Raw genomic sequence first — 11,281 nt, 5'->3', positions numbered from 1 at the left:
TTGGTCGCGCCTCGGCCGTTGTAAAATAAGGTCGTCTGTCTCACTCTTCGCCGCAGCAGCAGGAGGAGTGCAGCATGAGCAACGAATGGGGTTTTGGCACCACCGCGATCCATGCGGGGGCGGCGCCCGATCCGGCTACGGGCGCGCGGCAGGTGCCGATCTATCAGACCACGGCCTATGTGTTCCGGGATGCCGAGCATGCCGCGCGGCTCTTCGGCCTTCAGGAGGTCGGCTATATCTACTCGCGTCTGACCAATCCCACCGTCTCGGCCTTGCAGGCGCGGGTGGCGGCGCTTGAGGGGGGCGCGGGCGCGGTCTGCTGTTCCTCGGGCCATGCGGCGCAGATCCTGGCGCTGTTTCCGCTGATGGGGCCGGGCTGCAATATCATCGCCTCGACAAGGCTTTACGGCGGCACCGTCACCCAGTTCAGCCAGACCGTCCGCCGCTTCGGCTGGGGTGCGAAATTCGTCGATCTGGACGATCTGGAGGCCCTGCGCGCGGCGGCGGATGAAAATACGCGCGCGATCTTCTGCGAATCGATCAGCAATCCCGGCGGCTATGTCACCGACATTCCCGCCGTGGCCAAGGTGGCCGGGGAACTGGGCCTGCCGCTGATCGTGGACAATACCCTGGCCACGCCCTATCTGTGCAAGCCCATCGAGATGGGCGCCACCCTGGTCGTCCACAGCCTGACGAAATACATGACCGGGAACGGCACCGTCACCGGCGGGGTGGTGGTCGATTCGGGACGCTTCGATTGGTCCGCCTCGGGGCGTTTCCCCAGCCTGTCGCAGCCCGAGCCGGCCTATCACGGGCTGAACTTTCACCAGACCTTCGGCAATCTCGCCTATACCTTTCACGGCATCGCCATCGGCCTGCGCGACCTTGGCATGACCATGAATCCGCAGGCCGCGCATTACACGCTGATGGGGATCGAGACCCTGGGCCTGCGCATGGAGCGCCATGTCGAGAACGCCCGCAAGGTCGCGGAATGGCTGGAAAAGGATCCCCGCGTGGCGTCCGTGACCTATGCCGGGCTGGCGTCATCGCCCTGGAACGGGACGGCGCAGCGGGTCTATCCCAAGGGGGCGGGGGCGCTTTTCACCTTCTCGATCCGGGGCGGCTATGAGGCGGCGGTGAAGCTGGTCGATGCGCTGAAGCTGTTCAGCCATGTGGCGAATCTGGGGGATTCGCGCTCGTTGGTCATTCATTCCGCCTCGACCACGCATAGCCAGTTGACCGATGCGCAGAAGATCGCGGCGGGGGCGGGGCCGGATGTGGTCCGCCTGTCCATCGGGATCGAGGATGCGCAGGATCTGATCGCGGATCTGGACCAGGCGCTGGCCGTCGCGACCGCCTGAAGGCGCGATGAGTGAGGCGCGGGGCGCGGGGCGGGCGGTGGGCGCGCGCCCGCCGCCCGTCGGCCCGGATCAGTTCGCCGGATCAGTTCGCCGGGGCAGGGGAGGGGGGCGGCGCGCCGTCCTCGGGCTTGCCCGCAGCCGGCTCGGGATGGGCGGGCAGCAGGTCGAAAACCGCCGTCACCTGCGCCGTGACGTTCAACTCTCCCGCCTCGATCGGGGTGTGCTCAGCCATCCTGGCATCGGCGGCCATCGCCATCATCGGGCGCGGCCCCTCGACCACCGGGCTGTCCGAAAGCGCCCGCAGCGCCCCCAGCCGCATATCCGCCGCGGCCGCCATCCGTTCGGCCTTGCGGCGGGCGTCGCGCACGGCTTCGGTTCGGGCTTCGTCCTGCGCTTCGACCATGTCGTCGCGGCCAAAGCTGATCCCGTTGACCTCATTCGCGCCGGTGGCGACCAGCTTGTCAAGCACCGCGCCCAGCCCGTCCAGCTTGCGCACCCGCAGGCTGATCGTGTTCTGCACCGCATAGCCCACCAGTTTCGGCGCCTGGTTTTCGGCATATTCCATGCGCGGCGACAGGCTGAGGCCCGATGTCTGGATGTCGCGCGCCTCGATCCCGTCGGCCTTCAGCGCCTCGATCACCGCCTTCTGGCGGCTGGCGTTCTGGGCCATCGCCTCCTGGGCGGTTTCGGCCTGGGTGCTGACGCCCACGGTGATCTGGGCCATGTCGGGGGGCGCGCTGGCCTGGCCTTGCCCCGAGACGCTTAGCCTGGCGGGCTGCGGCTGCTTGCCGGCATGGGCGTGGGCGCCCGGTGCCCGGCCGGGGTCGGGCGTGGGGGGCTGGGCCAGGACGGGGCTGGCCATGGCGGCCATGAGCATGGCGGCCGTCAGGGCGGTGCGGATGCGGGGCATATGGTTCCTCCTTGACCGGGCGGGGGCCGATCCGCCACGGCATGTTGCAGTCAAGACGATATAACGTCGAGGCAACGCTTTGGGTGCCTCACAATGAGGTGTCCGGCTTTTCACGGGTTACGTTCTGCGATAGTTCATAAGATACAAAACGAAGACGCGCGAATGCGCCCGGACTGCAAGGCAAATCCTGCTGATGACGCTTGATTCCGTTACCGAATACGCCCTCTCCTTCAGCGGTGAGGCGGTGCATCTGCAAAGCCGCCGCAGGCCGACGGCGGATCGGCTTGGCGCGCGTCAGCCGGCCTGGCGGCATCTGGGTTCGGTCGATTTCGACGAGCCGCAGTTTCGCGACGCGTTGCGCGGCTTGCGGCGGATGGCGACCGGCGCGCCCGACGATGTGGCCCTGCCGGTGACGCTGATCATTCCCGACGACCAGATCCTTTATACCACGCTGACGGTGGTGCCCTCGGCGGATCGCGAAAGCGCGGTCGGGCGGGCGCTGGACGGGCTGACCCCTTATCCGATCGATCAGCTTGCTTTCGATTGGGACGGCGATGGCGACACCGTGCGGGTGGCGGCGGTGGCGCGCCAGACCCTGCGCGAGGCATGCGACTTTGCCGCGCAATACGGGTTTCGGGGCCAGGGCTATTGCGCCGATCCACAAGAGGGGCAGTTCCCGAACGAGCCGATCTTCGTGCTGGATCCGCCCGCGCGCGGGCCGCTGCGGGTCAATCCGGCGGCGGCGGCGGTAACCGCTCCGGCGCTGATGATCGAGGCGGATGAGGCGACAGGCGACACTGCCGGGGATGATGCGGATCCGCTTCCGGGTGGCGAATATGAACTGCCCGGCGATGTCTCGTCGCGCGAAGAGGCCTGTGGCGCCGACCCCGGCCTTGCGGCGGTCCCCGACGTTGCCACGGTGCCTGAGGTTCAGGCCGCGCCGACCCCCGAACCCGAGCCTGGGCCTGGGCCTGGGCCCGAGACGGTCAAGCTCAAGCCCGAGATTGCCGAACCCAAGGCCCAGCCCGATCCCGCGCCGCAGGAGGCTGGCACCGACGAGCCAGTTGCCTTGCCGGTGCCGGTTGCCGTGCCCGATTCCGATCCTGCGCCCGCCCATGACGCCGCGAAGACGGCCGAGGTCGCGGCGAAGACCACGCCTGGGGGTGATGTTCCGAAAGCGGCCCCTGCCGCTCCGGTGCCGGATGCGAAGGCCGTGCCGGTGGTGCGCCATGCCCCGGCCCGCCCGACTGTCGCTGCGCCGCCGCGTCCGCAGCCCTCTTCGGCCGGGAAGATCAGCCCGCGTGCCCAGGCCATGCATGAGCGCGCCGCCGAGGCGCGCCAGGTCCGGTCCGCCGCCGCGCCCGCCGTGTCCGCAGGGGCAAGGCCCGTGGTCAATCACCGGGGAGGCATCAATGGGCTTTTGATCATGCTGGGGCTGCTGATGGCCGGGCTGGTGGTGATCTGGTCCTTCGCCGCGCCGGGTGACCGGCCCGTGCAGGTCGTGACCAGCGCCGAGCCGGAGCCTCCGGCGCAGCAGCCCCAGCCGACTGCCGACGCCGCTTCGGGTCAAGGCGCGGTTCAGCAGCCCGTGCCTGAAGCTCCGGCCCCGCAGGCCGAGGCCGCGCGGCCCCAGCCGACCGCGACCGCTCCGGCCCCCGAGGTCCAGCCCGAGGAAGAGGTCGGGGACGATTCCGCCGTGCCGCAGCTTCGCGGATCCGAGCCGGACCCGGTGCCGCCGATCTCGGCCCTGACGCAGGACGAGCAGCGCCGCGTCATCGTCGCCGCCGCTGCGGTTGCGGCTGCGGTGGTGCCGCCGCCGCAGGCCCGTGCCGCCGGGATGCCCCCCGCGGATGTCGCCGTCGATGTGCTGGCTGCCCCGGCTTCTGCTGCGGATCCGGCCGCGCCGCTTCGCGCGGCCTCTGCTCCCGCCCCCGCCGCTGTCCAGCCGCGTGCCCAGGCGGCGGTCCCGCGCGTGCAGGCCGGCAATGTCGCGCCTGTCAGCAGTTCTCGTCCGAACGCGGCGCGGCCGCAGCGCGCGGCGGCCAACGCGCCGACCGTGGATGAGGCCCGCCTGACCAGTTCGGCCCGGCCGCAGCTTGCTCCGCGCCGCGCGACGCCGCGCACTTCGGTTCCCCGCGTGGATACCGCGCCGGTGCTGCCGTCCGCTCCGCCGCCCCTCTCGGCTTCTTCATCCGGCGTGCCCAAGGCCAGCGCCCGTCCACCGCAGCGCCCGCGCGACCGTTCGGCCCTGCCTCAGCCCGCCGCCGCGACGCGACTGGCCGCCGGGCAACCTGTCGCGGCCCAGGCCGCCCCCCGCGCCGTCCCGACCGGCGCCGCGCGTCCGCCGCAGCGTCCCGAGGGCGCCGCCCCGGAACCGGCGGTCCAGCCCGGCGTGGCTGGCGACGATCTGGCGCTTCTGACCCCGGAAGAGCGGAACCAGCTTGCCGCCCTGATCCGCGACATGGACCGGCACGGCCTGACCTTGCCCCGCGCCGTCTTTCCCCGCGTGGCCATGCCGGCTGACCCGGCAAGCCGGTTGGCCGACGCCCGCCCCTTGCGCAAGCCGGGCCACCATGGCGCGGCGGCCTCGGCCAGCGATGCGGTTACCTCCTCGGCGGTCGAGGCGGCCTTGCGTTCCGCCAACGCGCCGCCCGGAAAGCAGGCGACAGGCGCGGCCGACAGGACGCCCGCCCGCGATTCGGGCGGGCTTTTGCATGGCTCGGCGCGTCCCTCGGCCCGGCCGGCCGACCGGGCTACGGCTTCGGCCCCCGCCAGGGGCGTTTCGGAAAAGGCGGTCGAGGCCGCCATTGCCTCGGCGGTCACGACCTCGCCCGCGACTCCGGGCGGGGTGGGGCTGGCCGCGCTGCGATCCTCGCCCCTTCCACCGCGCCGGGTTGAAGATGGCCCGGCCCCCGCCACCTCGACGGCCCGCCCGGCGATCCCCGAGAGCAAGCCCGAAACCCCCGCGAGCAAGCCCGCCGCGCCTGCTGCCACCCCCCTCGCGCCGGTCGCGGCGGTGCCCGCCGCGCCATCGCCTTCCGAGGCCGAGATGGCTGCCCGCCGCGCGCTGGACGAGCAATTGCAGGCCCAGGCCGAGGCCCGCATCCGTGCCCGCGCGCAGGCCGATGCGGCGGCCGAGGCCCAGGCGCGCGCCCAGGCCGAGGCCCGTGCCCGCGCCCAGGCCGCCGCCGAAGAGCGCGCCGCCCGTGCCAGCAATCGCAGCTACAAGCCGCCGGAAGTCGACGATGAGCCGGATGTCGCCGGGGGCGCGGTTCGGGGCGGCGTGACGACCGCGAGCGTCGCCAAGGCGGCGACCCAGCGGCGCGGCATGGACATGGGCCGCACCACGATCATCGGCATCATCGGCGCGGGCCAGGCGAGCCGCGCACTGATCCGGCTGCGCAGCGGCAAGGTGGTGACGGTGCGGCTGGGCGACCGGATCGACGGGGGCACGATCAACTCGATCGGCGATGGGCGGCTGACCTATGTGAAGGGTGGCCAGGTGCGCGAGCTTCGGCTCCTGGATGGTCGCTAGGGGTCGGCGCGGATGGAATCCTTTCTGCTGATCGCTACGGTCTATCTGACGACGATGGTGGTCGCGGTGCCGCTTTCGGCGCGGATGGGGCTCGGCTCGGTGCTGGGCTATCTGATTTCGGGCATCCTGATCGGTCCGGTCCTGGGCCTTGCCGGCTCCGAGGGCGAGATGGCGGATTTGCAGCATTTCGCCGAATTCGGCGTGGTGATGATGCTGTTCCTGATCGGGCTGGAGCTTGAGCCGCGCGCGTTGTGGCAGATGCGCCAGCGCCTGATCGGGCTGGCGGGGATGCAGATCCTGGGCACCATCGCGCTTCTGATGCCTCTGGCCATGCTCATGCAGCAAACCTGGCAGGTGGCGCTGGCGCTGGCGATGATCCTGTCGCTTAGCTCGACCGCCATCGTGCTGCAAACCCTGTCCGAGAAGTCGCTGATGCAGACCGGCGGCGGGCGCAGCGCCTTCGCGGTGCTGCTGACCCAGGACATCGCGGTGATCCCGATGATCGCGTTGATGCCGCTTCTGGCCAGTCAAGCCGTTTCCGGGGGCGAGGACCACGGCGGCGCCGCCTTCATGCACATGCTGCCCGGCTGGGCCGCGGCGCTGGTGACGCTGGGCGCGGTCGCGGCGGTGATCGGGATCGGGCAATATCTGATCCGCCCCGTCTTCCGCTACGTCTATTCCGCGCGGTTGACGGAGCTCGACACCGCGCTGGCGCTGCTGATCGTGGTGGGCATCGCCTCGCTGATGGAGGTGGTGGGCCTTTCCCCCGCGCTTGGCACCTTCCTGGCCGGCGTCATGCTGGCCGGGTCCGAGTTCCGCCACGAGCTTGAAGGCCAGATCGCCCCCTTCAAGGGCCTGCTGCTGGGGCTGTTCTTCATCACCGTCGGCGCGGGGATGAACTTCAAGATGCTTTTCGACATGCCGGTGCTGGTGCTGGGCGTGACCTTCCTGGTCATCGCCGTCAAGGCGCTGGTCCTGCATCTGATCGCGCGCGTGACCGGCCTTCGGGCGCGCGACCGCACCCTTTTCACCCTGTCGCTGGCCCAGGCGGGCGAGTTCGGCTTTGTCCTGATCTCATATGCGGTGTCGCTGGCGATCCTGCCCCGGCCGCTGGCCCAGGGGATGCTGCTGGTCATCGCGCTGTCCATGCTGGCGACGCCGCTGCTTTTCATCCTGGCGGAATACATCTCGCGCCGCCTGGCCGAAGAGCGTGCCATCCTGCCCGCCGACGAGATTGCCGAGCAGCAGCCGGTGATCATCGCGGGCGTCGGCCGCTTCGGTCAGGTGGTGAACAGCCTCGTCACCATGTCGGGCTTTCAGACCACGGTGCTGGACACCGATCTTGAGGTGATCCAGCTTATGCGCCGCTTCGGCTTCAAGGGCTATTTCGGCGATCCGACCCGCCCCGAGATCCTGGCGGCGGCGGGCCTGGACAAGGCGCGCATCCTGGTGGCGGCGCTGGACGATCCCGACGCGAACCTGCGCCTGATCCGCTATGCCAAGGAAAAGCGCCCCGATCTGGTGGTGATCGCCCGCGCCCGCGACCGGGTGAACGTGTTCCAGCTTTACGAGGCCAAGGCCGACCATATCGTGCGCGAGACCTTCGACAGTTCGCTGCGCGCGGGACGCTATGTGCTGGAACATGCAGGGCTTTCCGAATACGAGGCGGCCGAGCTTGAGAAGATCTTCTACAAGTTGGACCGCGCCGGGATGCGCGATCTGGCCGAGGTCTGGAAGCCCGGCGTGCCGCTTCAGGACAATCCCGAATATGTCAAGCGCTCGCGCGAATTGAACGGCCAGATGGAGGTGGCCCTGGCCGAGCGTTTCTCGCACGGTCCCAGCGCCGCCCCGATCAAGGACGATGACGATGACGACGAGACCCCCGAGCCCGCCCCGGCGAGGCCGTCGCGGCGGCAGCCGCGCCACCCAAGATAAATCATGGCGGCAGCCGCGTCACCCAAGATAGCGGTGGCAGCCGCGCCATCCCGGCGAAGGGGGCGGCCTAAGTCGCCCGCCGATCCGTCCAAGCGCCTTGCGAGGCGCGCCCCAAGCGCCTAGAAGTTCCGGCAAATGCCAAGGGAAACGCCATGCTCGACCATCTGACCTATACCTCGCCCGAACCCAAAGTGATCGCGGGCGCGAAACAGGATTGGGAACTGGTCATCGGTCTGGAAGTCCACGCCCAGGTCGCCTCGAACGCCAAGCTGTTCTCGGGCGCCTCGACCGGCTTCGGGGCCGAGCCGAACAGCCATGTGGCCTTCGTCGATGCCGCCATGCCGGGGATGCTGCCGGTCATCAACGAATTCTGCGTAGCCCAGGCGGTCCGCACCGGGCTTGGCCTGAAAGCGGGGATCAACCTGCGCTCGGCCTTCGACCGCAAGAACTATTTCTATCCCGACCTGCCGCAGGGCTACCAGATCAGCCAGCTTTACCACCCCATCGTGGGCGAGGGCGAGGTGATCGTGGACATGGGACCGGGCGTCGCCCGCCGCGTCAGGATCGAGCGTATCCACCTGGAACAGGACGCCGGCAAGTCGATCCACGACATGGACCCGAACATGTCCTTCGTGGACCTGAACCGCACCGGCGTCGCGCTGATGGAGATCGTCAGCCGCCCCGACATCCGCGGCCCCGAGGAAGCCGCCGCCTATGTCGCCAAGCTGCGCCAGATCATGCGCTATCTGGGCACCTGCGACGGCAACATGCAGAACGGCAACCTGCGCGCCGACGTGAACGTCAGCGTCTGCCCGCCCGGCGCCTATGAGCGTTACCAGGAGACCCAGGATTTCAGCCATCTGGGCACCCGCTGCGAAATCAAGAACATGAACTCGCTGCGGTTTATCCAAGCCGCCATCGACTATGAGGCCCGCCGCCAGATCGCCATCATCGAGGATGGCGGCAAGGTGGTGCAGGAAACCCGCCTGTATGATCCCGACAAGGGCGAGACGCGCTCGATGCGCTCCAAGGAAGAAGCGCACGATTACCGCTATTTCCCCGATCCCGACCTGCTGCCGCTGGAAATCGAGCAGGCATGGGTGGACGCCATCGCCGGTGCCATGCCGGAACTGCCGGACGCCAAGAAGGCGCGTTTCGTGGGTGATCTGGGCCTGTCGGAATATGACGCCGGCGTGCTGACCGCCGAGGTCGAAAGCGCCGATTACTTCGAGGCGGTGGCGCGGGGCCGCGACGGCAAGATGGCCGCGAACTGGGTCATCAACGAGCTGTTCGGCCGGCTGAACAAAGAGGGGCTGACGGTCGAGACCTCGCCCGTTTCGGCGGCCCAGCTTGGCGGCGTGATCGACCTGATCGGCTCGGGTGACATCTCGGGCAAGATCGCCAAGGACCTGTTCGAGATCCTGTGGACCGAAGGCGGCGACCCGGCGCGGATCGTGGAAGCGCGCGGCATGAAACAGGTCACCGACCTTGGCGCCATCGAGGCCGCCGTGGATCAGATCATCGCGGCCAACCCGGCGCAGGTCGAAAAGGCCAAGGCCAATCCGAAACTGGCGGGCTGGTTCGTGGGCCAGGTGCTGAAGGCGACGGGCGGCAAGGCCAACCCGGCGGCGGTGCAGGATCTGGTGGCGAAGAAGCTGGGGTAGGTGCCGGGGCGGTTTGGGCCCTTGGCGTTCCGAAGACCATGGCGGACATGATCCCACTGCACGGTGCGGCAGAGCAGGCTGTCGCGGGTTTCGGGAATTCTGAGAATCCGCGCTTGATGACGCAACGGTCAGTCCGACAGACAGTCGCCGTTCGCGCCAGGGGCATATCGTCAGGTATCGATCTTTCGCTGCATCTCGCCGGGGGTGATGCCGTAGCAGGCGCGGAAAGCCGCGACGAAGCCGCTGGCTGTCGCATAGCCGGCGGAATGGGCTGCCTCTTGCACGCTCTGCCCTTCCATCAAGGGGGTGACGGCAAGGCCAAGGCGAAGCTCGCGCATCCAGCCGCGCCAGCTTTTCCCGGTTTCGCGCGTAACCAGCCGTTGCAGACTGCGGCGTGAGAGGGCCAGGATATCGGCCCAGCCATCGAGCGTCTTGCCATCCTGCCCTTCGATCTGCGCCAGGACGATCCGGCGCAATTTGGGATGAGAGGGGAGCGTCAGGCCGGGCGTTCCCGCCGGCACCCGGAGGCGGTCCCAAAGCACCGACGCAAGACGTTCAAAAGCTGCCTCGCATCGGTCGCTACGCGAGGCGCCGGCCATGGTCAGCATCAGTTCACGTTCCAGTGCTCCCAATGCGAAGGGAACGATCCTGTCGGGCAGGGGTGTCGCGCCCGGCAGGGTATAGAGGTTCACCGATTGCCGCGCTGCGCGCGACGTGATGCGGTGGGTTTGGCCCGGCGGTAGCCAGATTGCGGCGCTTGGCGACATCAAATGCAGTTTTGCGTCTGCAAGGACCATCACCGCGCGATTCGGGCACCAGGCAAGCTGCCCACGCGCATGGGCATGGGCATCCGGCATCGCCTCTGGGGCGAAATATGTCGTGGTGCCGATGACGGGGCTGCCGTCCTCGGCAAAGCCGCCGATGCTGTCCATGCGTGCTCTGGCACCTCCACGATACCATCTGGCGCCTCGGCGACATCTTTTCCAGCCCATTTGCGATAGTCATGCTGAGGAAAGCGCAAGGAGGCCGGATGCTGATTCAGGACATGGGGCTGCTGGTGGGCGCCGGGCTGCTTGGGGGGCTGTGCAATGCGATTGCCGGCGGCGGCACATTCTTCACCTTCCCCGCGCTTCTGGCCGCCGGCCTGCCCCCGATCAGCGCGGGGGCGACCAGTGCCGTGTCGATATGGCCTGGCCATGCCGCAAGCCTTCTGGGCGAAGGCAAGGTGCTGCGCGAGGAATTGGGCGCGCGGCCGGGCAGGACGGCGATCTTTGCGCTGGGGTCGGCCGTGGGTGCCGGCCTGCTGCTGGCCTCGGGTGATGCGCTGTTCCGGCAACTCATCCCCTGGCTCTTGCTGTTTGCGACTACGCTTTTCGCGGCGGGTCCCGCGCTGAACCGCTGGCTTGTGCGCCACGACAGGCAGGTGGGTGCGGGGCCGGCTACGCTGGCCGAAGGGGCTGTCGCGATCTACGGCGGCTATTTCGGCGCGGGCCTGGGCGTCATGCTGCTGGCCTTGCTGACCGTGACGGAAAAAGACGAGCTTACGCGCCAGAACGTGGTGAAGAATGCCCTGGCGACGCTGGCGACCACCATCGCGGTTCTGATCTTCGCCTTCGGGGGCGAAGTGGCCTGGGGTCCGGGTGCGCTGGTCTTTCTTGGGGCGATCGCGGGCGGCGTCATAGGCAGCCTACTGGCGCGGAGGGTCAAGTCGCAGGTGCTGCGCATCGTCGTGGTCTGCCTGGGGCTGGTCCTGGCTTGGTATTATAGATGAAGCCAGCCCCACTTGCGCAGGGCGCACCTTTTGGCTGTCTCGCACAAATCCTGCAGACCGTCCCAAAACTCGACCAAAGATTCCAGCGGATAGCTGACTGTGCTA

The 11,281-nt window shown here is 68.7% G+C and carries 7 protein-coding genes; 5 read left to right on the top strand and 2 right to left on the bottom strand.

Features of this window, described 5'->3' with window-relative positions:
* The first annotated feature begins 74 nt into the window (after positions 1–74).
* Positions 75–1,361 (top strand): O-acetylhomoserine aminocarboxypropyltransferase/cysteine synthase family protein, encoded by a 1,287-nt coding sequence (locus QM682_RS08065; RefSeq protein ID WP_415128561.1) that lies wholly within the window; start codon positions 75–77, stop codon positions 1,359–1,361.
* 82 nt (positions 1,362–1,443) lie between these two features.
* Here QM682_RS08065 and QM682_RS08060 read toward each other — a convergent pair whose 3' ends face one another.
* Positions 1,444–2,271, bottom strand: coding sequence for an SIMPL domain-containing protein (locus QM682_RS08060; RefSeq protein WP_415128559.1), 828 nt, complete (start codon positions 2,269–2,271; stop codon positions 1,444–1,446).
* Between the two features lie 193 nt (positions 2,272–2,464).
* On the opposite strand from QM682_RS08060, the gene QM682_RS08055 reads away from it, so the two are divergent.
* The 3 genes from QM682_RS08055 (at position 2,465) to gatB (ending at position 9,405) form a co-directional block, all read left to right on the top strand.
* Positions 2,465–5,806 (top strand): hypothetical protein, encoded by a 3,342-nt coding sequence (locus tag QM682_RS08055; protein ID WP_415128557.1) that lies wholly within the window; start codon positions 2,465–2,467, stop codon positions 5,804–5,806.
* Between the two features lie 12 nt (positions 5,807–5,818).
* Positions 5,819–7,741: a cation:proton antiporter gene (locus QM682_RS08050; RefSeq protein ID WP_415128555.1), complete on the top strand. Its 1,923-nt coding sequence runs from the start codon at positions 5,819–5,821 to the stop codon at positions 7,739–7,741.
* Between the two features lie 152 nt (positions 7,742–7,893).
* Positions 7,894–9,405: an Asp-tRNA(Asn)/Glu-tRNA(Gln) amidotransferase subunit GatB gene (gatB, locus tag QM682_RS08045; protein WP_415128553.1), complete on the top strand. Its 1,512-nt coding sequence runs from the start codon at positions 7,894–7,896 to the stop codon at positions 9,403–9,405.
* A 170-nt stretch (positions 9,406–9,575) separates the two neighbouring features.
* Here the strand turns inward: gatB and QM682_RS08040 are convergent, their stop codons facing one another.
* Positions 9,576–10,337 (bottom strand): AraC family transcriptional regulator, encoded by a 762-nt coding sequence (locus QM682_RS08040; protein WP_415128551.1) that lies wholly within the window; start codon positions 10,335–10,337, stop codon positions 9,576–9,578.
* A gap of 98 nt (positions 10,338–10,435) precedes the next feature.
* Between QM682_RS08040 and QM682_RS08035 the strand changes: the two genes are divergently transcribed.
* Positions 10,436–11,176: a sulfite exporter TauE/SafE family protein gene (locus QM682_RS08035; RefSeq protein ID WP_415128549.1), complete on the top strand. Its 741-nt coding sequence runs from the start codon at positions 10,436–10,438 to the stop codon at positions 11,174–11,176.
* Positions 11,177–11,281: the final 105 nt, after the last annotated feature.

Source organism: Paracoccus sp. (in: a-proteobacteria) (genome assembly GCF_047605025.1).
In the GTDB taxonomy this organism is placed as follows: domain Bacteria; phylum Pseudomonadota; class Alphaproteobacteria; order Rhodobacterales; family Rhodobacteraceae; genus Paracoccus.
The sequence above is the reverse complement of the archived record's forward strand: the minus strand, read 5'-3'. Positions and strand labels throughout refer to the sequence as shown.

What these genes read in the sequence shown, in the direction of transcription:
- QM682_RS08055 (WP_415128557.1), top strand. Translation starts at nt 2,465, where the DNA reads ATGACGCTTGATTCCGTTACCGAATACGCCCTCTCCTTCAGCGGTGAG.
- QM682_RS08035 (WP_415128549.1), top strand. Translation starts at nt 10,436, where the DNA reads ATGCTGATTCAGGACATGGGGCTGCTGGTGGGCGCCGGGCTGCTTGGG.
- QM682_RS08040 (WP_415128551.1), bottom strand. Translation starts at nt 10,337, where the DNA reads ATGGACAGCATCGGCGGCTTTGCCGAGGACGGCAGCCCCGTCATCGGC.
- QM682_RS08060 (WP_415128559.1), bottom strand. Translation starts at nt 2,271, where the DNA reads ATGCCCCGCATCCGCACCGCCCTGACGGCCGCCATGCTCATGGCCGCC.
- gatB (WP_415128553.1), top strand. Translation starts at nt 7,894, where the DNA reads ATGCTCGACCATCTGACCTATACCTCGCCCGAACCCAAAGTGATCGCG.
- QM682_RS08050 (WP_415128555.1), top strand. Translation starts at nt 5,819, where the DNA reads ATGGAATCCTTTCTGCTGATCGCTACGGTCTATCTGACGACGATGGTG.
- QM682_RS08065 (WP_415128561.1), top strand. Translation starts at nt 75, where the DNA reads ATGAGCAACGAATGGGGTTTTGGCACCACCGCGATCCATGCGGGGGCG.